This is a genomic window from Pseudomonas sp. FG35 (assembly GCF_057809295.1).
Genome location: NZ_JBMDJR010000011.1, coordinates 162662 through 185791 on the forward strand (window position 1 = coordinate 162662; position 23130 = coordinate 185791).

Genomic DNA, 23130 nt, shown 5'->3' on the forward strand with positions numbered 1-23130 from the left:
GATCTTTTGTTCTTCAGCGCGTCTCCCAACCCCCACCCAACGCTTTGTACAGCGCAATGCTCGCCTGCATCCGCGCCAGCCGCAGTTGCACGTTGAGATCCTGCGCGGCGTACAGCGTGCGCTGGGTTTCCAGTACGGTCAGCAAGTCTTCGGCGCCGGCCTGATAGCGGCTCTGGGAGAGGTTGAACGCGGTCTGTGCCTGATTCAGCTCTTCGGTCTGCCATTGCCGTTGTTGATCCAGGCCCTGAATGCTGTTCAGGGCTTTTTCCACGTCGGCGAAGCCGTTGATGATCGCGCCGCGATAGGTTTCCAGCAGTTCTTCCTGGCGGGCGGTCGCCTTGTCGCGTTCTGCGGACAGGCGACCGTTATTGAAGATCGGTGCGATCAGCCCGGCGGTGAGGTTGTAGAACGGGCTACGCATCACATCGTCGAAGCGGTTGGCGCCGGAGCCCAGCTGCGCGCTCAGGGTGACCTTGGGCAGCATGGCGGCGCGGGCGACTTTGACGTCTGCCCGGGCGGCTGCCAGTTGCGCTTCGGCGCGGGCGATGTCCGGGCGTCGGGTCAGCAGGTCGCTGGGCAGCCCGGCAGCGATTTGTGGCCACTGCAGTTGGTCGAACGACTCGAGGCTCGGTGGCAGCTCTTGCACCGGTCGCCCGAGCAGTGCCGCCAGACCGATTCGCGCGTCCTCGGCCTGTTGCTGCACCGTCGGCAGTTGCCGCTGTTGCGCGGCCACCAGACTTTTCTGCTGAGCCAGTTCCAGCGCGGTGGCGGAGCCGGCATTGAAGCGGGTCTGCACCAGTTGCAAGACACTCTGCGCGTTGGCCAGGTTCAGCGCGGCAATGCGGCTTTGTTCCTGCAATGACAACGCCTGGGTGTAGCGGTTGGCGACGTCGCTGAGCAGGGTCAATTCCACGGTGGCCTGATCGAACTCACTCGCGCGCAGGCCCTGGCGGGCGCTCTCGCGGGTGGCGGCCTGACCGCCCCAGAAGTCGATTTCATAACTCGCGCTGAGGTTGGCGTCGAAGTAGTCCACGGCCTTGTTGCTGCTGTCGGCATCCAGTTGGCTGTAGCCGTTGCCGCGCAGCAGTTTCTGGCGGTTGGCGTTCAGGCCTGCGGTTAGTTCCGGTAATTGCGAACCGCCCGCGATCACTGTGCTGGCGCGTGCCTGACGTACGCGGGCAATGGCGGCGGCCAGGTCGTGGCTGCCGCTTTGCGCCTGCCCGATCAGCAGGTTCAGATGCGGGCTGGCGAAATGCGTCCACCATTGCTGGTTGGTCTGCGCCACCGATTGCCCGGTCGGCGACTGCCACGCGGCGGGGGCGGTCACGCCGCTTTCCGGGCGTGGCGCGGGGCTGCCGCAGGCGCTCAGCATCAGGCAAAGGGTCAACAGGCTCAGTTGCGGTTTCATAGATCGATCATTCACTGGTGAGGGCCGTGACCGGGTCGAGCCGGGCAGCTTTGCGAGCGGGCATGAAGCCGAAAACGACCCCGGTGATCAGTGCGCAGGCGAAGGCGCCGGCGATGGCCACCAGGGAAAATGCGACAGCGACTTCGCTGAGTATCAACACACCGCCCACGAGCAGCGCCAGGCCGATGCCGGCAATGCCGCCGACCACCGAGAGCATCACCGCCTCGGTCAGGAACTGACGCAGGATGTCGCGCTGACGGGCGCCGGTGGCCATGCGGATACCGATTTCGCGAGTGCGTTCGCGCACGGTCATGAGCATGATGTTCATCACGCCGATGCCGCCGACCAGCAGCGAAATCGCGGCAATCGAACCGAGCATCAGTGACAGGGTGTTTTGCGTGCGAGCTTCGGCCTGAATCATCGCGGCATTGTTGGTCAGCTCGAAATCCTTCTTGCCGTTGTGCAACTGCAACATCAATTGCTCGATGGCCATTTCGGTTTCATGGACCTTGCGCGCATCGGCGGCAGCGATCACTACGTACTCGGGGTTGTGCGTGCCGAACAGTCGAACGCTGGCAGCGGAGTAGGGGATGGCGATGCGATTGTCGCTGTCCTGGTCGCCGGAGCTGGCGCCTTTGCCGGCCAGTACGCCGACCACCTGGAACGGTACGTTCTCGATCAGGATGTATTGACCGATGGGATTGCTCACGTCCTTGAGCAACTTGTCGCGGACCTTCTTGCCGATTACCGCCACGGCTGCACCGTTGCGCTCGTCGGCCTCGGTGAAGTAGCTGCCCTCGACCACCGGCCAGTTGAAGATCTCGGGGAAATTGGTGTCGTTGCCGCCGATGTAGCTCATATGGTCGAGGTTGCCGAAGCGCACGCCGGCTTCGGCGCCGTTGACCGGCATGATGCGAGTGATCTGCGGCAGGCTGGCCAGTGCGGCGACTTCATCGAGGGTAACGATGCCTGGTGGCGTGCGCGGGTTCGGCGCGGCGCCGCTGAGGTAAATGATGTTGGAGCCGAAGGCGCCCATCTGCGCCATGACCTGGCGTTTGCTGCCTTCACCGACGGCGAGCATGACCACCACCGATGCGACGCCGATGATGATCCCCAGCAGCGTCAGCGCGGTACGGAAGCGGTTGATCCACATGACGCGCCACGCCGCCTGCACCGCATCGACCAGTTCGCCTTTCCAGGCGCCGCTCGCTTCGCTGCCCTCGCTCAGGCGTTTGCGCAGATCCACGGCCTGCAAGGCGCCGGGGTTGGTGCTGGCCTGCACGGTGGGATCTTCCCTGGCGCTGTCGCGGATGATCAGGCCGTCGCTGATTTCAATGATGCGCTTGGCGCGCGCCGCCACTTCACGGTCATGGGTGATGAGGATGACCACATGACCCTGGCTCGCCAGCTCGTCGAGCAGTGCCATGACTTCCTTGCCGCTGTGGCTGTCGAGGGCGCCGGTCGGTTCGTCCGCCAGAATGATATGGCCGCCGTTCATCAAGGCGCGGGCAATCGACACCCGTTGTTGCTGGCCGCCGGAGAGTTGATGGGGGCGGTTGCCGGTGCGCGAGGCCAGACCGAGGCGCTCGAGCAGGGCGGCGGCCCGTGCATGGCGCTCGGCAGCCGGAATGCCGGCATAGATGGCCGGCATCTCGACGTTTTCCTGGGCGGAGCCCGACGGAATCAGGTGGTAACCCTGAAACACGAAACCGAAAGCCTCGCGACGCAGCCAGGCCAGTTCATCGGTGTCCAGGCCGGCGACGTTCTCACCGGCAAAACGGTATTCGCCGGATGTGGGCCGGTCGAGGCAACCGAGGATGTTCATCAGCGTCGATTTGCCGGAGCCGGATGCACCGACGATCGCCACGAACTCGCCGGCATGGATCGACAGATCGATGCCACGCAACACGTGAACTTCGGGCGTGTCGCCGCCGCCGTAGGATTTGCGGATGTCCTGCAGGTCGATCAGGGGCGTTTGCATTCAGCCTCCGCTGCCGTCGACCGGGCCGATCAACAGATGATCGCCTTCGCTGAGACCGTCGAGAATCTGCACCTTCAAACGGTCGCTGATGCCGGTACGCACGGTGCGTTGCTCAATGTCGCCGTTCTGCGCCACGACCCGGGCAACCTGACTGTCGGGTTTGGCGCTGCCGTGCAGGGCGGCAACCGGTGCGGTGAGGACGTTTTTTGCCTCGTTGGAGACGAAGAACACTTGTGTGGTCATTTCCGCCATCAGCGCGTTGTCGGCGTTATCGACATCCAGCAATACGGTGTACAGCACCACACGACCGGCACCGCTTTTGCTGGTGCTGGTCGGGCTGCCACCGCCCTGGCTGGTCTGGTCCAGCGGTTTGGGCGGCACCGGCAGGATCTGCCGCACGGTGCTGCTCCAGCGCCGGTTGCCGCCACTGAGGGTGGTGAAATAAGCGCTCATGCCCGGTTTGACGTGGCCGATGTCGGCTTCGGAGACTTCAGCCCAGACCGTCATTGGCGACAGCTTGGCGATCCGCAGGATCAGCGGTGTCTGTTGCTGGGCGTTGAGTGTCTGGCCTTCGCGAGCGTCCAGTGCGACCACGGTACCGGCCATCGGTGCGTAGATCCGGGTGTAACCGAGCTCGGCCTGATCGCTGCGCAGGCTCGCCTGTGCCTGACGGATCTGCGCCTGGAACATGTCGATGCGCGCCTGCGTGGCTTTCAGTTCGGCGCGGGCGGTTTGCACGTCTTCTTCACGGGTGGCGCCGCCGGCAGCCAGTTTCTGCTGGCGCTGATACTTCTGACGCGCCAGTTCATGTTGGGCCTGTTGTTCCTGCAACTGCGCCTTCAGGTTCTCGATGGAAAACTGGCTGGCGTCGAGTTTGGCCTTTTGCGTGGCCGGGTCGATCTCTACCAGCAACTGACCCTCCTTGACCACGTCGCCGACTTCCACGTGGATCTTGCGAATCTGCCCCGACGCCTGGGCGCCGACATCTACATACCGGCGAGGCTGGAGGGTGCCGAGTGCGGTCACGCTGCTTTCTATATCGCCGCGAGAGACCTGCACGGTGGTGAATTTGTCCCGACCGGGCGGCAACACCTGCCAGGCGGCAATAGCAATGACGGGGATAAGGCAAAGGGCGATGAGCAGGGCGCGTCGGGCGGGGCGGGGACGTTTCATGCAGGGTTCCGGCCAGTGGAAATAGGCCCGTCGTTCAGCAGGCACCGCGAGCGGGCCACGGTCGAACGCTGTCGCAGGACGCGACAGATACGGGGGCTGTCCTTTAAACGAGAGACGGGGTGGGGAATTTAAGCGCTGAAAAACGCGGTAACAGGTATAGCTGGCAACAATTTGTCGGGCAAATGGAAACAGCACTTTAAATCTATATGAGAATTACTATAAATTACGCACCTGAAATTGCCACTACCGTGCCACTGCCTTTTTCGACAGTCGCGGATCTGGCTCAAGGATCGAAACCGCACGCTGCGGCGGGGAATCATGTTGGAAAACTACTATCGCGAGTTGGTGTGTTTCCTGAACGCCAGGCTCGGCAACCGTCAGGTGGCCGAAGACGTGGTGCATGACGCTTATCTGCGGGTGCTGGAGCGATCCAGCGAAACGCCGATCGAGCAGCCTCGGGCATTTCTCTATCGCACCGCACTCAATCTGGTGATCGACGACCATCGACGCAATGCCCTGCGTCAGGTCGAATCGCTGGAAGTGCTCGACAGCGAAGAGCGCTATTTCACTCCATCCCCCCACAACACCTTCGATCACGGCCAGCGACTGGAGATGCTCCAGCGCGCCCTCGCTGAACTTTCGCCGCTGTGCCGCGAAAGTTTTCTGCTACGCAAGATCGAAGGCCTGTCGCACCCCGAAATCGCCCAGCACCTCGGCATTTCCAAGGCCCTGGTGGAAAAACACATCGTCAACGCCATGAAGCATTGCCGCCTGCGCATCAAGCAATGGGACGCCCATTGAGCCGTCGTCGTTAAATTTTATTTCACTGTCCTCGTTCCTACTCAACAGACGATCTGCTGTCCTGCTCAAGGCCGGTCAGGTCACTCAGGCTTTTCGTCCAGAGGACACTGGAAATGACACAGGCAATTGCATCGCCCATCGTTCACGACCTGATCGGCGTCGGTTTCGGCCCTTCGAACCTGGCGCTGGCCATCGCTCTGCAAGAGCGCGGCCCGACCCAGGGCGAACTGGATGTGCTGTTTCTCGACAAACAACCCAACTACAGCTGGCACGGCAACACCCTGTCGACCCAGAGCGAGTTGCAGATTTCCTTCCTCAAGGATCTGGTGACCCTGCGCAATCCGACCAGCCCGTATTCGTTCGTCAACTACCTCAAGCACCACGGCCGATTGGTGGACTTCATCAACCTCGGCACCTTCTACCCGTGCCGCATGGAGTACAACGACTACCTGCGCTGGGTGGCTGGGCAGTTCACCGAGCAGAGCCGCTACGGCGAAGAAGTGCTGACCATCGAGCCGGTGCTGCATAACCATCAGGTCGAAGCGCTGCGGGTGATTTCCCGTGGCACGGACGGCCAGCAGTTCGTGCGTACTGCGCGTTCGGTGGTGGTCAGCGCCGGCGGCACGCCGCGCATTCCCGAGGCGTTCAAGGCACTGAAGGGCGATGGTCGGGTGTTCCATCACTCGCAGTACCTGGCCGAGATGGCCAAGCAGCCGTGCATCAACAACCAGCCGATGAGCATCGCAATCATCGGTGGCGGGCAGAGCGCAGCGGAAGCCTTTATCGATCTGAACGACTCGTTCCCGTCGGTGCAGGTCGACATGATCCTGCGCGGCTCGGCGCTGAAACCGGCGGACGACAGCCCGTTCGTCAACGAAGTGTTCTCGCCGGAATTCACCGACCTGATCTTCCAGCAGAAGAGCAGCGAGCGTGAGCGTCTGGTCAACGAGTACCACAACACCAACTACTCGGTGGTCGACATCGACCTGATCGAGCGTATCTACGGCATCTTCTATCGCCAGAAAGTCTCGGGCGTGGCGCGTCACGCGTTCCGCACCCTGACCACGGTCGAGAAAGCCACTGCCACCGAACATGGCATTGAACTGACCGTGCGCAACAATGCCACCGGCGAAGTCACCGTACGTGCCTACGATGCGGTCGTGCTGGCCACCGGTTACGAGCGTCAGATGCACCGCAAACTGCTGGCGCCGCTGGAGGAGTACCTGGGCGATTTCGAGGTCGACCGCAATTACCGCCTGATCACCGACGAGCGCTGCAAGGCCGGTCTGTACATGCAGGGCTTCTGCCAGGCCAGCCATGGTCTGAGCGATACGCTGCTGTCGATCCTGCCGATCCGCGCGGACGAGATCGCCGGCTCGCTGTATGAGCATGGCAAGAACCGCGGGCACAGCCGTTCGGTGATGGATCTGTTGCTGGCGACTGCCAGCTAAGCATCCTTTCAGCCTGATCGTTCCCACACAGTGGGAACGATCTTCAGGCCAATCCTGAACCCTTCCTGAACACCCGCCACATTCCCCGACACACTTCCTTTTGCGGGTTTACTCTCCAGACATCGGGGCGTAAGCTTCGCGCGTTTTCATCAATAGCGGAGACCCACAGTGGGTACTTGTTCGAGTGACAGTTGTCGGCCGGTCCTTGTAACCGGCAGATTCTCGGCAAGATAACGCGCATTCCTTTGTGCCGTTGTCTCGCCGAACAGCGAGCAGCGGCATCCCGATCATGACCGGTCCCGGTCATGTACCGACGTCCTTCTCATCGACACTGAAAAGCCTGTGAAGTCGACTTCATCGTCGTCATTGCAGCCCTATCGACACGCCTGTCTTTTCTGACCGGCGCGCCACGCCTTGCCGTGCCGGTTTTCCGGTGCCCGAGACGAGGACGTACCTGCTCGACGGTTTCCCGGCTGACCATAGGGGCAACAGCCATGAAACTTACGCTCAAGGAATTTTTCGCAGGCTTCCTGCGGACCCGCCACATCGCCCGGCATTTCCGTCGCCTGGCCTTGCTGGAAACCCTCAGCGACACCACGGTCAGCCGTGAAGTGCCGCCGACTCTCGCCAATACACTGGTGGACGCCGCCCATTGCGACAGCGGCGTGCTGCTGTCGAACCTCGGCACCCACACCGATGGCCTGACCGATTTCGAAGTCGATGTGCTGCGCGCGCAGCACGGCCACAACGAAGTCGAGCACGAGCAACCGCTGCCGTGGTGGACCCACCTGTGGCACTGCTACAAGAACCCGTTCAACCTGCTGCTGACCCTGTTGGCGGTAATCTCGTGGCTGACCGAAGACCTCAAGGCCGCCATCGTGATTTTCTCGATGGTGGTGCTGTCGACGCTGCTGCGCTTCTGGCAGGAAAGCAAATCCAACCAGGCCGCCGACGCGCTCAAGGCGATGGTCAGCAACACCGCCACCGTGCTGCGCCGGGATGCGCCGCGCGCTGAACTGCCGATCAAGCAACTGGTGCCAGGCGATCTGATCGTGCTGTCGGCCGGCGACATGATTCCCGCCGATTGCCGGGTGCTCAGCGCCAAGGATCTGTTCGTCAGCCAGGCGGCGATGACCGGCGAATCGATGCCGGTGGAAAAATTCCCGCGTCAGGCCGATCGTGACACGCGCAATCCGCTGGAGCTCGACAACATCCTGTTCATGGGCACCAACGTGGTGTCCGGCACGGCGGTGGCGGTGATTCTCACCACCGGCAACAGCACCTATTTCGGTGCGCTGGCGCAGCGGGTCGGGGCGACGGATCGCGCGGTAACTTCGTTCCAGCAAGGGGTGAACAAAGTCAGCTGGCTGTTGATCCGTTTCATGTTCGTCATGGCGCCGCTGGTGTTGTTCATCAACGGTTTCACCAAGGGCGACTGGACCGAAGCGCTGCTGTTCGCGCTGTCGATCGCCGTGGGCCTTACCCCGGAAATGCTGCCGATGATCGTCACCTCGACGCTGGCCAAGGGCGCGGTGTTCCTGTCGCGCAAGAAAGTCATCGTCAAACGCCTGGATGCGATCCAGAACTTCGGCGCCATGGACGTGCTGTGCACCGACAAGACCGGCACCCTGACCCAGGACAGGATCTTCCTGGCACGCAACGTCGATGTCTGGGGCGAAGACTCCGATGACGTGCTGGAAATGGCTTACCTCAACAGCTACTACCAGACCGGCCTGAAAAACCTGCTCGACGTGGCGGTCCTGGAACACGTGGAAATCCACCGCGAGCTGAAGGTCGGCACGGCGTTTCGCAAGGTCGACGAGATCCCGTTCGACTTCAACCGCCGGCGCATGTCGGTGGTGGTCGAAGGGCGCGGTCAGCCGCATCAACTGATCTGCAAAGGCGCGGTGGAAGAGGTTCTGTCGGTGTGCAGCCGGGTTCGTCACGGTGAAGTCGACGAAGCCTTGAGCGATGAATTGCTGGCGAAAATTCGTCAGGTCACCGCAGCATTCAACGCTGAAGGCTTGCGTGTGGTAGCAGTGGCAGCACGGTCGATGCCTGAAGGTCGCGACACTTACAGCCTGGGCGACGAGCAGGAACTGACGCTGATCGGTTACGTGGCGTTTCTCGATCCGCCGAAGGAAAGCACCGCCCCGGCACTCAAGGCCCTGGCCGAGCACGGCGTGGCCGTGAAAGTGCTGACCGGCGACAACGAGCTGGTGACCGCCAAGATCTGCCGCGAAGTGGGCCTGGCCCAGCAAGGCCTGCTGATGGGCAACGACATCGAACGCATGAGCGACGCGGAACTGGCAGTGGCCGTGGAAACCACCAATGTGTTCGCCAAGCTGACGCCGTCGCACAAGGAGCGCATCGTGCGCATCCTCAAGGGCAACGGCCACGTGGTCGGGTTCATGGGCGACGGCATCAACGACGCCCCGGCCCTGCGCACCGCCGACATCGGGATTTCCGTGGACAGCGCGGTGGATATCGCCAAGGAAGCGGCCGACATCATCCTGCTGGAAAAGAGCCTGATGGTGCTGGAGGAGGGCGTGCTGGAAGGGCGGCGGACCTTCGCCAACATGCTCAAGTACATCAAGATGACTGCCAGCTCGAACTTCGGCAACGTGTTCTCGGTGCTGGTGGCCAGCGCGTTCATTCCGTTCCTGCCGATGCTGCCGATGCACCTGCTGGTGCAGAACCTGCTGTATGACATTTCGCAGATCGCGATCCCGTTCGACAACGTCGACGACGAGATGCTGAAACAGCCGCAACGCTGGCAGCCAGGGGACGTCGGGCGCTTCATGCTGTTCTTCGGCCCGATCAGTTCGATCTTCGACATCACAACGTTCGCCTTGATGTGGTACGTGTTCGATGCCAACACCCCGGATCACCAGACCCTGTTCCAGTCCGGCTGGTTCGTGGTCGGGCTGCTGACCCAGACGCTGATCGTGCACATGATCCGCACGCCGAAGATTCCGTTCCTGCAAAGCCGCGCGGCCATGCCGTTGCTGGTGATGACCGGGATCATCATGGCCGTGGGCATCTTCCTGCCGATGGGGCCGCTGGCGCACTACTTCAAACTGCAGGCGCTGCCGTCGATGTACTTCGTGTTCCTGCCGGTGATCCTGCTGGCGTACATGGCGCTGACTCAAGCAGTTAAAGGCTTCTACATCCGCCGGTTCGGCTGGCAGTAACAGGCAAGATTCCCCCCTTGTGGGAGCAAGGGGGGCGGTTTCAAGGAGTTCGACATGCAAGCGATCAACAATCTCAACCTCAGCTCATTGCTCGACACGCTGGTCAGCCTCAGCGCGGCGTTCATCCTCGGCGGCCTGATCGGCTTCGAGCGCCAGTACCGGCAACGCACGGCGGGCTTGCGCACCAATGTGCTGGTGGCGGTCGGCGCGGCGATTTTCGTCGACATGGCCAACCGTCTCGCCGGTGCCGAAGGCGCGGTCCGGGTGGTCGCGTATGTGGTCTCCGGCATCGGCTTTCTCGGTGCCGGGGTGATCATGCGCGAAGAGGGCAACGTGCGCGGCCTCAACACCGCCGCCACGCTCTGGACCTCGGCAGCCGTCGGTGCCTGTGCCGGTGCCGACCTGCTGGCCGAAGCGGTGCTGGGCACCTTGTTCGTGCTCGCCGCCAATACCTTGCTGCGGCCGATCGTCAACAACATCAACCGTCAGCCGCTCGATGTGGTCTCGGCGGAAGTCACCAACATCGTCTATGTCATTGCCCGGCGCTCGCAGCAAACGGCCGTGTTCGCCCTGCTTGAAGCGGAGCTTGAACGCAGCAACTACCCGGCCAGTGATGTCGATGTGCACGCCTTCGGTGCCGACGAAATCGAGATCGAAGCCACGCTCGCAACCACGTCGGTGGACGGCGATGAACTGGACGCACTGGTGAAGCGGATTTCCACTTCAAGCCTGGTGGTGCAGGCGTTCTGGAGTCCGAGCACCACGGAATAGCTTTTTCAATCCGGATGAGTGACGGTGTTTTTCGGAAAAGTCCTACAGAGCGCATCCCGATGCTTGGGTAGTCTTGCCGCCACTTGAAGCGACTACCCGGACTTCCACGTTGACCGACAAAACCCTGCGCATCCTGATCGCCGACCTGCAGCATTTTCACCGGATGAAGATCGAGCGGCTGTTCAATGGTCTCGATTACTACCGCATTGCACCGGTACAGAGCCTTGCCGAACTGCTGACGCTGGTCGATTACGGCTGTCAGCCGTTCGATGTCCTGGTGATTAATGCCGAGCTGGCGACCGGGATCGCGGATCTGCGTGGTTTTCTGTTTGATCACCCACTCGTCCGAAGGGCGCTGGTCTATGGTGAATCGGCGGACTCTTCAGGTGTTTCCAGGCGATTTGGGGCAAAGATCATCACTAGCCCTGAAGCATTGCCTTCCATCCGCGCCATCGAACAGTTGATGAACTCGGTCGAGGGTTCGTCTGGGCGCTCTTCGCGTGTTCGATCACAGATCGGCCGAACGCACAACTGTCAGATCTGACAGGTGATTCAGGGTGCATACCGTGCAACAGTTGTAGCGCAGCTACCAATAGTCCCGTTCAAGCCAGATCGGTGGCGTCGTGTCATGTATTCGCCCCGGGAGTGATCATGGGTTCAGCATTGATCGTTGATGATCATCCAGTGGTGGTGGGTGCCCTACGCCTGGTTCTGGAGTCTGCGGGTTACACACCGATCCATGTGACTGGCAGAGGTGTCGATGTGGTGCCGATGCTGCGTGAGCACGCGCCGAAACTGGTAGTGCTCGACCTGAAACTCGATGGCTTCGGCGGCCTGGAGGTGTTAGCCCGCATCAGAGCCGTCGGGCTGGTCTGCAATGTGGTGATTTTCACCTCGGCCGACCCTGAACACTATCTGATGCGCTGTCGACGTGCAGGGGCGATGGCTTTTGTCGCCAAATCCGCCTCGATGCAGCATTTGCAAAATGCAATCAAAGCCGTCCGTTCGGGTTATACCTACTTCCCCGAAATGCCTGTGGTCAATACCGGGCAATCCGAAGCACATCGCGATGAACGAGAGTTGATTGCACTTCTGTCCACTCGCGAAATGGAGATCATGCTGAAGCTGGCCAGAGGCGAGTCCAACAAGCACATTGCGCTTGCGATGAACCTTAGCCACAAAACCATCAGCACCTACAAGACCCGCCTGATGCTGAAGCTCGGGGTAAGCTCACTGGTGGTGTTGCGAGAGTTTGTCAAACGCAACGGTCTGCTTCCATAGGCTGCCCATGATATGGCCTCTGCGGTTCGTTCTTCTGTCGATACTGATGCTTGCAAGCACAGTGCACGCGACCGAGGCACAACGGCTGGAAATCGTCTCCCGCACCCGCCTTGAGGGTGTGCAGATTCAACTGGATGAGCAGGATCGACAGTGGCTCCGTGCGCACCCGGTATTGCGCATCGGTGCCTCCTGGCCGGACTACCCGCCCTTTGAACTGACCCGCAAGCGCCATGAGCTGGAAGGCCTCACGGCCGATTACGCTGATGCGATTGCGCAGATTTTGAACATCGACGTCGAAGTCTGGTGTCATGCCAACCGCGCAAGCGCCATGGCCGCGCTCAAGGCCGGTGAGGTAGACCTGCTGGGCACGTCGAACAACTTCGAGATCGCTGATCCCGAACTGATGCTGTCGCGCGCCTACGCCGAGGATCAGCCGATGTGGGTGACCCGGCTCAATGAGGCGTTACCGGATGATCTCGCCGGCAAGCGCATCGCCATGGTGGACGATTACCTGCCAGCCTCGACCATCGAAGAGGCTTACCCGAAAGCTTCCCTGCAGCGCTATCGATCGATCCTCGATGCCCTCGGCGCCGTGGCGTTCGGCCGGGATGATCTGTACCTCGGTGACTTCATCAGCGCCAGCTACCTGATCAACACCCATTTTCAAAACGACCTGCAACTGGCCGGGCCCTCGGGCCTCGACGCCAACCCGTTCGGCTTTGCTCTGGCTCGCAGCAACATCCGCTTGAAACGTCTGGTCGACAAGGCCCTGCTGGCCATTCCCATGGAGCAGCGCCTGGCCATGGAACTGCGCTGGAGCGCCGGTCGAGCCGACATAGCGGCGCAGTCGCGGGTGAGCCTGAGTGACAGCGAGCAACAATGGCTGGATCAGCATCCGGTGGTACGGGTCGGCGCTGTCGATGATTTTGCACCGCTGACATTCTTTGACACCGATGGCCGCTTCAGTGGTCTGGTCGCTCAATTGCTCAACCTGATCAGTCAGCGCAGCGGCCTGACATTCGAGGTGGTGCGCGGTCAATCTCTGGATCGTCAGGTCGAGCAACTCAGAAACGGTGAGCTGGACCTGTTGCCGGTGATGACACCGAGCCGCGAGCGCGAAACGCAAATGTTGTTCACTCGCTCGTACGCCAACAGTCCCTTTGTCTTGATCACCGAGTCGAAGGCACAGGCGCCGCGCAGTCTCGAAGAGATGGCGGGTAAACGTCTGGCGCTCTATCGCGGCAATCCGCTGCGTGATTACCTGCTGGAACACGTGCCGCAGATCAACCTGATCGAATTGCCGAGCCCGGCGGACGGTACGCGGGCGCTGTTTGATGGTCGGGCCGATGCGACATTGAGCTCGTTGCTGGTGGCGCGTTATCAGATCGATCACCAGTACCGTGAGCGCTTGCGCATAGCCTCTACGCTGGGGGATCAACCGGCCCGGATCGCCATGGCCACGGCGCCCGATGCCCCGCAGCTGCAGTCGATTCTGAACAAGGCGCTGCTGGGCATTGCACCTCAGGAAATCGACGGTCTGGTCGCGAGATGGAGTCGGAACGTGGTGCTGCAGGACAGCTATTGGCAGCGCCATCGAGAGCAAATATTGCGCGGGTTTGCCGTAGCCGCCGGTCTGCTGTTGCTGGCATTGGGCTGGATCGCCTTTCAGCGTCGGCAGATCCGCCAGCGCCAGCAATGGCTTCAGCAGTTGCAGGAAGCCAAGGACGCAGCCGACGAAGCCAATCGCGCCAAGAGCACGTTTCTGGCGACCATGAGTCATGAAATCCGCACACCGATGAACGCGCTGATCGGCATGCTCGAACTCGCCCTCAAGCGTGCCGATGAAGGCGTGACCGATCGCCAGGCGATCGAAGTGGCGTCCAGCGCCGGGCAGCAGTTGCTGGCATTGATCGGCGATATTCTCGACATCGCCCGCATCGAGTCCGGGCATCTGTCGCTGGCCCCCAAGCGCGCCAATCTACGTGAGGTGGTGGCGTCGGTGTGTCGGATTTTCGAAGGCCTGGCCCGGCAGAAGCAATTGTTGTTGCATGTCGAACTGGATGAGCGCAGCGACGTCGAGGTGATGCTCGATCCCCTGCGTTTCAAACAAGTGGTCTCGAATCTGTTGAGCAATGCAATCAAATTCACCGAAGCCGGGGAAGTGAGCCTGTGTTTGCGCGTGTTCGGCGAGCACGGCGGGTTGATTGAAGTGGGTGTGGCCATTGAAGACAGTGGCCGTGGGATCAGCGCCGAGGATCAGCAGCGGTTGTTCAGCCCGTTTGTACAGGTCGGCGATCATCGGTCTGTGGCGCACGGCGGCTCCGGCCTGGGGCTGGTGATCAGCCGCAACCTGTGCCGGTTGATGGGCGGCGATTTGTGGATGAACAGCGAGTTGAACCGCGGCACTCAGGTCATGCTGCGACTGGAGCTGCCGGTGCTGGCGCCGCGGGTGCAGAAGGAAGAAGCGGCACCTGCGGTAGCAATGACAAATTCACTGGCCGTGCTGGTGGTGGACGACCATCCGGTCAATCGCCTGCTGTTGTGCCGGCAGTTGAGTGAACTCGGCCATCGCCCCGTTGACACCGATGGCGGTGAGCGCGCGCTGGCACTGTGGCGCGGGCAATCGTTCGATGCTTTGATCACTGATATCAACATGCAGGGGCTCAACGGTTATGAACTGACGCGCGCGGTGCGTCAGGAAGAAGCCGCGACGGGCAGGGCGCCCTGCCTGATTCTCGGATTTACCGCCAATGCGCAAATCGAAGAAAGGCAGCGCTGCCGGGCGGCCGGAATGAACGATTGCCTGTTCAAGCCGGTGCTGCTGCGCGAGCTGAGTCAGGCGCTGATGGCCGCCGGAGCAGAGACGCAGGTCGAGAGCTTGGACGAGTCGGCGGTGTCCGAGTTCGATCTGAGTGCGCTGTTGCAACTGGCAGGCGCGGACAACCCGCTGATCGAACAATTGCGTGAGGAGGTGCGTAACAGCCTGCGCATCGACCTGCAGCGTCTGGAAGCATCAGGTCTTGATCGTGATGTCTTGCGTGATCTGGCGCATCACGTCACGGGCGGGGCGCACATGATTGGTGCCGAGCGCGTGGTCTCGGCGTGTCGGGTGCTCGAGCAGGCTTGCCGTGACGATCAGCCCGCAGCGGCATTGACGGCCGCCATCGATTCGCTGCGCGTGGCCATGCACGACCTCGCGCAGCAGCTTCAGGCCTGATCGGTCAGTCCCACTGCGGCGCGATGCCTTTGGGGCTGGTCAGGCGATGGCCGCGATCCAGTGTGGCGATCAGCGCCATGTCGGCGTCGCTCAGGGTCAGCGCCATGGCGCCAAGGTTGCCTTGCAGGTTGGCACGTTTGGTCGACGACGGAATCACCGCGTAACCCGATTGCATCGCCCACGCCAGAGTGACCTGCGCCGGGGTGGCTTGCAGACGCTCGGCGATCTGCACGATCAGCGGATCCTTCAGCACTTCGCCATAGGCCAGGGTCATGTACGACGTGATCTGGATGCCCTGACTTTGCGCGAACTCGACGACCTTGCGGTTTTGCAGGTACGGGTGGAGTTCGATCTGGTTGGTGGCGATATTTTCTGCGCCGACCGCAGCAATCGCCTGTTTCATCAGGTCGATGGTGAAGTTGGACACGCCGATCTGCCGGGTCAGGCCCAGGCGTTTGGCTTCCAGCAGCGCGCCCATGAACTCTTCGACGGGCACCTGATCTTCCGGCGACGGCCAGTGGATCAGCGTCAGGTCAAGGTAGTCGGTCTGCAGTTTTTGCAGGCTCGCCTTGAGGCTTTCGATCAGGCGATCCCTGGCGAAGTTGGCGATCCAGATCTTGCTGGTGATGAACAGCTCTTCACGGGCAATGCCGCTGCCAGCGATGGCTGCGCCGACGTCGGCCTCGTTTTCGTAGATCTGTGCGGTGTCGATGACCCGGTAACCCAGTTCAAGGGCAGTGCTCACCGAATCGATGACCACCTGACCTTGCAGGCGAAACGTACCAAGACCGAAAGCGGGAACAGACATGCAGGAACTCCAGGGTTGCAGTGGGTATGGGCAGGAGTATCCGCGTCTGATTCCTCGGGAAAAACCGCTGTCGGGGCAAAGTACTGTTGACTGAAAAGCACGAATCACATTGATCGCTCATCGTTCCATCAATAGAACGATGAGGACGGTTTTGGCTGACTAGTACTAAATACGTGGCGAATTTATGATCAGCCCATGATCAACCTGATTTCGGAGCCCACCATGAAAAAACTGATCGGTATCTACACCAGCCCTCGCGGCCACTGGGTCGGCGATGGGTTTCCGGTGCGCACCCTGTTTTCCTACGACAACCTGGGCAAGCACATCAGCCCGTTCCTGCTGCTGGATCATGCCGGACCTGCGCATTTCACCCCGACTATTGAGCGCCGTGGCGTGGGGCAGCATCCGCACCGTGGCTTCGAAACCGTGACCATCGTTTACGAAGGCGAAGTGCAGCACCGTGATTCCACCGGCAGCGGCGGCACCATCGGTCCGGGCGATGTGCAGTGGATGACGGCGGCTTCCGGCATCCTGCATGAAGAATTCCACTCGGAAAACTTCGCTCGAACCGGCGGCAATCTGGAAATGGTGCAACTGTGGGTGAATCTGCCGGCCAAGGACAAAATGGCCGCGCCGGGTTACCAGACCATCCTGGACAGTGATATCCCGCAAATCGCGCTCAATGACGGTGCCGGCAGCCTGCGCCTGATCGCCGGTGAGTTCGACGGTCACAAGGGCCCATCCCGCACGTTTACGCCAATCGACGTGTGGGACCTGCGCCTGAACGCCGGCAAGCTGCTTACGCTGGATCTTCACGAAGGCCGCAACACCGCGCTGGTGGTGTTGAAGGGTTCGGTTCAGATCAACGGTGGGGAGTCGATGCGCGAAGGCCAGTTGGCGCTGTTCGAGCGTGATGGCGATCGCATCACCCTTGAAGCCAGCGCGGACGCGGTGGTGCTGCTGCTCAGCGGCGAGCCGATCGACGAGCCGATTGTCGGCCACGGCCCGTTCGTGATGAACACCGAGCAGGAAATCCATCAGGCTTTCGCCGACTTCCAGTCCGGCCGCTTCGGCCAGATGCACAGCTAAAAAAACCGGCAGGCGCCACGTGCGCCTGCCGGTTTTTTTTGCGCACGCGCAGTGGCGCTCATCCCGCCAAATCAATTACTCCTACACTGAGCCCAATCTGTGCGATCTTCTCGCGACTGGCCCCTGTCGGAGTTGTTTGATGCTGTCTCTGCTCACCGATCATCCGTTGTTTTGCGCCTTGATCCTGATCCTGATCGATCTCGGTCTGTGGCGTCTGATCAGCGCCCACGGCAGCGCGTGGAAACTGTTGGTGCGGGTGCTGATTTTCGCCCTGTTCAGCATCCTGCTGTTCAACGAAGGGCTCAACCCGATGGAGCCTGCGCCGTGGGCTGACAACGTGCCGTTGCATCTGGCGGCGACCGGTTTGCAGATTGGTTGGTGGCTGTTCGGCGCGCGCACTCTGACGGTGTTGATCGGCGCAGTGATGATGCAGCGGGTCGGGCACACCGGGCGGTTGTTGCAGGATTTGCTGGGTGCGGTGATCTTCCTGATTGCGATCATCGCGGCGCTGGCCTACGTGCTGGATCTGCCGGTCAAAGGCGTGCTGGCAACGTCCGGGGCGTTGGCGATCATCGTCGGTCTGGCCTTGCAGAGCACCCTGAGCGACGTGTTTTCCGGGATCGTGCTCAACACCACCAAGCCTTATCAACTGGATGACTGGATTTCCATCGACGGCACTGAAGGCCGGGTCACCGACATTGACTGGCGCGCCACGCGCCTGCAAACCAGTCAGGGCAGCATGGCGGTGATTCCCAACTCGCTGGCGGCCAAGGCCAAGATCATCAACTTCAGCCGGCCGAGCAACATGTTCGGGGTTGCCGTCAGCGTGCAGGTCAGCCCCCATGCGCGGCCGAGTTCGGTGATCGATGCCCTGGAGCGCGCGATGCAGGGCTGTCGCCAACTGCTGGAGAACCCCGCGCCGAGTGTTGCGCTGAAGAGCTCCAGCAGTGCAGGCACCGAATATGAAATCAGCGGGTTCGTCGCCTCGATGAGTGAAAAGCGCGTGGTGCGCAATCAGCTGTTCGACCTGGCCTACCGGCATCTGCAAGCGTCCGGGGTCAATCTGCTGTCGAGTGATGAGCCGGGTGTTCCGAGCAATCTCTCGCGACCTCGGGCGTTGCTCGACAGCTCGCCGATTTTCTCCACCCTGCGTCAGGAGGAGAAAGAAACCTTCAGCCAGAACATGACCCTGCAAACCTTCCGTGCCGGCGAGATGATTCTGGCGGGTGGGGAGGTCAGCGATCACTTGTTCATCATTGAGTCCGGCGTGGTCTCGGTGACGCTCAAGCGCCACGGCACGCCGTTCGAGTCCGGACGGATGGGGCCGGGCGAAGTGATCGGCGAGGCGGGGATTGTGTCCGATACCTCATTGCCGGCCGACTTCTCCGCCAAGACCTTCTGCGCGCTGTACCGCATCGAGAAGTCTTATCTCAAGCCGTGCCTCGATGCCCGTCACGACATCAACGATGCGATGAAGGCGCTGCTCGATTTCCGCCTGCACAAGGCGCAATCCCTGACGGAAGATACGCCGGTGGTCGTGCCGAAAAAAGGCTTCCTGCAATGGCTGCGCAATCGCGTGTAAAAGGAGGATCCAACGCAACCGCTGCGGGGGGACCGGTGTCACAGGTTCTATCGGTCAATGGCAGGAGCCCGGACGATGAAAAAAATGCGCATTGCCACGTTCAACGTCAACGGCCTGCGTGCCCGTCTGCCAAATCTGCTGGAATGGCTCAGGCGCGAGCAGCCGGACATCGCCTGTTTGCAGGAGCTGAAACTGGTGGACAGCGCGTTTCCTGCCGCCGATCTGGAGGCCGCCGGCTACGGCGCTATCTGGCACGGCCAGGCGTCATGGAACGGCGTGGCGATTCTTGCCCGCGATACGCAACCGCTGGAGAGCCGGCGCGGCCTGCCCGGCGATCCCGACGATAAACACAGCCGCTATCTTGAGGCGGCAGTGCACGGGGTGTTGGTGGGGTGCCTTTACCTGCCCAATGGCAACCCGCAACCGGGGCCGAAGTTCGACTACAAACTGGCCTGGTTCGAGCGCCTGATCAAATACGCCAAGGATCTGCAAAGCAGCGATCACCCGGTGGTGCTGGCCGGCGATTACAACGTGGTGCCCACCGATCTGGATATCTACAACACCCGTTCCTGGCTCAAGGATGCGTTGTTGCAACCGCAAAGCCGCGAGTGCTATCAGCGGTTGCTGGATCAGGGTTGGATCGATTCGTTGCGGCATCTGTATCCCGAAGATCGGCTGTACACGTTCTGGGACTATTTCCGTCAGCACTGGCAGAAGAACTCCGGGTTGCGGATCGACCATCTGCTGCTCAATCCGACACTGAGCCCTTATCTGCACGAGGCCGGTGTGGATGCCTGGGTGCGCAACGAACCGCATGCCAGCGACCACGCGCCGACGTGGATTCGCATCGATTCGCGTAAAAGGCGCTAGCCGGTGATTGGTTAATTCAATTGTCGATTCGATGCCCGGATCCCGTATACATGGCGACTATCGGCGGAACGATCCGCGCCCCCATGCAAAAGGACCCAGCCATGAGCGAGCCACGCCTGACGAATCTGAAACAGTACCTGCAACGCCTGGGATTCGACGCGCCCCCGGCACCGACCCTTGAAACCCTGCGCCTGTTGCAACTGCGCCATACCGGCGCCTTTCCTTTCGAAAACCTGTCGACGCTCAGTGGCGAACCCGTCCTGATCGATCTGCCGTCCATCGAGCGCAAAGTCTTTAATGACGCCCGTGGCGGGTACTGCTACGAGCTGAACAACCTGTTTCTGGCCTTGCTGCTGGAGCTGGGGTTCGATGCGCGGGGCATCAGCGGGCGCGTGGTCATGAATCAGCCCGAAGGCAGCTGGACCGCGCGCACCCATCGCTTGAGCCTGGTGACCATTGACGACGTGCGCTACATCACCGACGTCGGCTTCGGCGGCATGGTGCCGACCGCGCCGCTGGTGCTGGATACCGACGCCGAGCAATCCACGCCGCACGAACCGTATCGCATCGAAGTGCAGGCCGATGGCTACATGCTGCGGGCCAAAGTCGCCGGCGAATGGCGGCCGATGTACCTGTTCGACCTGCAGCGCCAGGAAGACATCGATTACACCCTCGGCAACTGGTACGTCTCGACCCACCCGGACTCGCCATTTGCCCAGCGCCTGATGGTGGCGCGTACGGGCGACGGCTGGCGGCGCACCTTGAACAACGGCAGTTTCGCGATCCACCGTATCGGCGCCGAGAGCGAGCGGCGTGAAGTGACGGATGTCGATGAACTGATCGAATTGCTGGAACGGGAATTCGGCTTGCGCCTGCCGCACCAGCTCGGTGCGCGAGAGGCTCTGGCGCGCTTGATTCAGCCAGTTTGAACGCTACGGTTTGACGTCCGGTTCCAGTACTCGCCGGATCTCGTTCACGGCCGCCGACAGTTTTTTCTCAAGGCTCTTGAGGTCGGTGGCGGTGATGCCTTGCTTGAATTGCCCGCTTGAATCTTCGAGTTCAACAGCTGCCCCACGGCTGTTAAGCAATGCGTGGCGCAGGGTGTTGTTGATTACCGTCTGATAGCCAAACCCCTCGCTTTCAGCGACCTCGCGCGCGGCTTCGATCACCGCGTCATCGAGCATGATGGTGATGCGCGTTTTACCCTTGGTGGGAGCAATGGCGCCGCGTTTACCGTCGCTGAAATTGTATTCATCTTTCATTGATCACCTCTGCGCAAAGTTGCCATCGCTCGCTGGGCTCGAATGGGTTGGCAGCATTCTTGCTTTTGTCGAACTGAATCTTGAATGACTTCATTATGCATACTTTATATGTATAAAAAGAACGCGACCGCGCCGTCGGTCGCCATGAACACTTCAGCCTAGGCGGATAACGCGTGGACTCTATTGGGGATGTGTTGCCGGATTTGTGGGGGATGAAAGCAGCGGGATAGAAGGTTGGGTGGCTAGCTAACCATTATGTGACTGATAAGTTGTATACAAGTCTATGGACATTTGTCCTGACTCTTGCATACAGTGTGTGCATAACAAAAACCAGGGAACTCCCCCACCATGAAAACGCCCCATGTTTCACACCAACGGCCCGAGGACGAGAATCTCGGGGTCGGCGCGAATATGGCTTACGGCCTGCAACACGTTCTGACCATGTATGGCGGTATCGTCGCGGTGCCACTGATCATCGGTCAGGCCGCCGGGCTTTCGCCGGCGGACATCGGTCTGTTGATTGCTGCTTCATTGTTTGCGGGGGGGCTGGCCACGCTGCTGCAAACCCTGGGTTTACCATTTTTCGGCTGTCAGTTGCCGCTGGTGCAGGGCGTGTCCTTCTCTGGCGTTGCCACCATGGTGGCGATTGTCAGCAGTGGCGGGGAGGGCGGCTTCCAGTCGGTGCTCGGCGCGGTGATTGCGGCGTCGCTGATCGGCTTGCTGATCACCCCGGTATTTTCGCGAATCACCAAATTCTTCCCGCCGCTGGTAACCGGCATTGTGATCACCACCATCGGCCTGACGCTGATGCCCGTGGCTGCACGCTGGGCCATGGGCGGCAACAGTCACGCCCCTGATTTCGGCAGCATGCAGAACATCGGTCTGGCGGCGGTCACGCTGGTGCTGGTGTTGCTGCTGAGCAAGATCGGCAGTTCCACCATCTCGCGTCTGTCGATCCTGTTGGCCATGGTGATCGGCACGGTGCTGGCGGTGTTCCTCGGCATGGCGGACTTCTCCAATGTCACCCAAGGCCCGATGTTCGGCTTCCCGACGCCGTTCCATTTCGGCATGCCGACCTTCCACTTCGCCGCGATCCTGTCGATGTGCATCGTGGTCATGGTGACCCTGGTGGAAACCTCGGCGGACATCCTGGCGGTCGGTGAAATCATCGGCACCAAGGTCGACTCCAAGCGTCTGGGCAACGGCCTGCGGGCGGACATGCTGTCGAGCATGTTTGCACCGATCTTCGGCTCGTTCACCCAAAGCGCCTTCGCCCAGAACGTCGGGCTGGTGGCGGTGACCGGGATCAAGAGCCGCTACGTGGTGGCGACCGGCGGTATCTTCCTGGTGATCCTCGGCCTGCTGCCGTTCATGGGCCGGGTCATTGCAGCCGTGCCGACCTCGGTACTCGGCGGCGCCGGTATCGTGCTGTTCGGCACCGTGGCGGCAAGTGGTATCCGCACGCTGTCCAAGGTCGATTACCGCAACAACGTCAACCTGATCATCGTCGCCACCTCGATCGGTTTCGGCATGATCCCGATCGCCGCGCCGAACTTCTACGATCACTTCCCGAGCTGGTTCGCGACCATTTTCCATTCGGGCATCAGCTCGTCGGCGATCATGGCGATCCTGCTGAACCTGGCGTTCAACCACTTCACGGCGGGCAACTCGGATCAGCAGTCGGTGTTTGCGGCAGCAGAAGAGCGGACCTTGCGTTATCGCGATCTGGCCGCGCTGCGTGAAGGTGACTACTTCAGCGACGGCAAACTGCATGACTGCGACGGCAATGAAGTGCCGGTGATCGATCCGGATGCGGATCACGGTCATGGCGCGCCGAAGGTACATGCCAAGAGCAGCGAACACGTCTGACCGTTGTAGTTGAATGAAAAGGGCCGATCAGTTGCGAAACTGATCGGCCCTTTTTATGGCGCTGACTTTTTCAATGCCACAAAAAAGCCCCTGAATCTTTCGATTCAGGGGCTCTGTATTTGGCTCCACAACCTGGACTCGAACCAGGGACCCAGTGATTAACAGTCACTTGCTCTACCAACTGAGCTATTGCGGAATTGGTGCGTATGTTACTGATTTAAAAAGACTAGTCAAGCGCGAGATGTAAATTTGTTGGAAAGGTCAGGACGGGCGGCGGTTTATCGGCGATTGGCGGTTACCAGAACCGTGGCAGAGGTCTACCATGGCCGCCCGGAAGTGGTCACACGCGCTGCCGGCCATTCGCCGAAAAGGT

General features: G+C 60.9%; 17 protein-coding genes and 1 tRNA gene. 12 read left to right on the forward strand and 6 right to left on the reverse strand.

What is annotated here, in order from left to right; all coding sequences use genetic code 11:
* Positions 1-13: 13 nt before the first annotated feature.
* From ACODTD_RS21690 to ACODTD_RS21700, 3 genes are read right to left on the reverse strand one after another with little or no spacing between them, the layout of a single operon-like run.
* A complete protein-coding gene (locus ACODTD_RS21690; RefSeq protein ID WP_011333319.1) occupies positions 14-1408 on the reverse strand; it encodes an efflux transporter outer membrane subunit in 1395 nt (464 codons plus the stop codon).
* Positions 1409-1415: 7 nt separating this feature from the next.
* Positions 1416-3389 carry a MacB family efflux pump subunit gene (locus ACODTD_RS21695; RefSeq protein WP_489105186.1) on the reverse strand — a complete coding sequence of 658 codons (1974 nt, stop codon included), beginning with the start codon at positions 3387-3389 and terminating at the stop codon, positions 1416-1418.
* Positions 3390-4562, reverse strand: coding sequence for an efflux RND transporter periplasmic adaptor subunit (locus ACODTD_RS21700; RefSeq protein ID WP_285354697.1), 1173 nt, complete (start codon positions 4560-4562; stop codon positions 3390-3392).
* 318 nt (positions 4563-4880) lie between these two features.
* Between ACODTD_RS21700 and ACODTD_RS21705 the strand changes: the two genes are divergently transcribed.
* The 7 genes from ACODTD_RS21705 to ACODTD_RS21735 all read left to right on the forward strand — a co-directional run bounded on the left by ACODTD_RS21705 (position 4881) and on the right by ACODTD_RS21735 (position 15277).
* Positions 4881-5363, forward strand: coding sequence for a sigma-70 family RNA polymerase sigma factor (locus ACODTD_RS21705; RefSeq protein ID WP_011333322.1), 483 nt, complete (start codon positions 4881-4883; stop codon positions 5361-5363).
* 113 nt (positions 5364-5476) lie between these two features.
* A complete protein-coding gene (locus tag ACODTD_RS21710; protein ID WP_011333323.1) occupies positions 5477-6814 on the forward strand; it encodes a lysine N(6)-hydroxylase/L-ornithine N(5)-oxygenase family protein in 1338 nt (445 codons plus the stop codon).
* Between the two features lie 494 nt (positions 6815-7308).
* On the forward strand, positions 7309-10008 hold the full coding sequence (mgtA, locus tag ACODTD_RS21715) for a magnesium-translocating P-type ATPase (RefSeq protein WP_489105187.1): 2700 nt from the start codon (positions 7309-7311) through the stop codon (positions 10006-10008).
* Between the two features lie 54 nt (positions 10009-10062).
* Positions 10063-10779: an MgtC/SapB family protein gene (locus ACODTD_RS21720; RefSeq protein WP_011333325.1), complete on the forward strand. Its 717-nt coding sequence runs from the start codon at positions 10063-10065 to the stop codon at positions 10777-10779.
* Between the two features lie 109 nt (positions 10780-10888).
* Entirely contained in the window at positions 10889-11323 is a 435-nt protein-coding gene (locus tag ACODTD_RS21725; protein ID WP_041475191.1) for a hypothetical protein, read from the forward strand.
* Positions 11324-11430: 107 nt separating this feature from the next.
* A complete protein-coding gene (locus ACODTD_RS21730; protein WP_011333327.1) occupies positions 11431-12060 on the forward strand; it encodes a response regulator transcription factor in 630 nt (209 codons plus the stop codon).
* 7 nt (positions 12061-12067) lie between these two features.
* Positions 12068-15277 (forward strand): transporter substrate-binding domain-containing protein, encoded by a 3210-nt coding sequence (locus ACODTD_RS21735; RefSeq protein WP_011333328.1) that lies wholly within the window; start codon positions 12068-12070, stop codon positions 15275-15277.
* Between the two features lie 4 nt (positions 15278-15281).
* Here ACODTD_RS21735 and dkgB read toward each other — a convergent pair whose 3' ends face one another.
* Positions 15282-16085, reverse strand: a complete 804-nt coding sequence (dkgB, locus tag ACODTD_RS21740; RefSeq protein ID WP_285354695.1) for a 2,5-didehydrogluconate reductase DkgB — start codon at positions 16083-16085, stop codon at positions 15282-15284.
* 222 nt (positions 16086-16307) lie between these two features.
* Between dkgB and ACODTD_RS21745 the strand changes: the two genes are divergently transcribed.
* From ACODTD_RS21745 to ACODTD_RS21760, 4 genes are all read left to right on the forward strand, one after another.
* The gene (locus ACODTD_RS21745; RefSeq protein WP_011333330.1) at positions 16308-17174 is read left to right on the forward strand and encodes a pirin family protein; all 867 of its coding nucleotides are present in this window, start codon (positions 16308-16310) and stop codon (positions 17172-17174) included.
* A 139-nt stretch (positions 17175-17313) separates the two neighbouring features.
* Positions 17314-18756 carry a mechanosensitive ion channel family protein gene (locus tag ACODTD_RS21750; RefSeq protein WP_285354694.1) on the forward strand — a complete coding sequence of 481 codons (1443 nt, stop codon included), beginning with the start codon at positions 17314-17316 and terminating at the stop codon, positions 18754-18756.
* A 75-nt stretch (positions 18757-18831) separates the two neighbouring features.
* Positions 18832-19626, forward strand: a complete 795-nt coding sequence (xth, locus tag ACODTD_RS21755; RefSeq protein WP_489105188.1) for an exodeoxyribonuclease III — start codon at positions 18832-18834, stop codon at positions 19624-19626.
* A gap of 101 nt (positions 19627-19727) precedes the next feature.
* Positions 19728-20555: an arylamine N-acetyltransferase family protein gene (locus ACODTD_RS21760; RefSeq protein ID WP_489105189.1), complete on the forward strand. Its 828-nt coding sequence runs from the start codon at positions 19728-19730 to the stop codon at positions 20553-20555.
* 3 nt (positions 20556-20558) lie between these two features.
* Here ACODTD_RS21760 and ACODTD_RS21765 read toward each other — a convergent pair whose 3' ends face one another.
* Positions 20559-20888, reverse strand: coding sequence for a BrnA antitoxin family protein (locus tag ACODTD_RS21765; protein WP_011333334.1), 330 nt, complete (start codon positions 20886-20888; stop codon positions 20559-20561).
* Between the two features lie 348 nt (positions 20889-21236).
* Between ACODTD_RS21765 and ACODTD_RS21770 the strand changes: the two genes are divergently transcribed.
* The gene (locus tag ACODTD_RS21770) at positions 21237-22757 is read left to right on the forward strand and encodes a nucleobase:cation symporter-2 family protein (protein ID WP_221615648.1); all 1521 of its coding nucleotides are present in this window, start codon (positions 21237-21239) and stop codon (positions 22755-22757) included.
* Positions 22758-22877: 120 nt separating this feature from the next.
* Here ACODTD_RS21770 and ACODTD_RS21775 read toward each other — a convergent pair.
* Positions 22878-22953: transfer RNA gene (locus tag ACODTD_RS21775), tRNA-Asn, on the reverse strand.
* Positions 22954-23130: the final 177 nt, after the last annotated feature.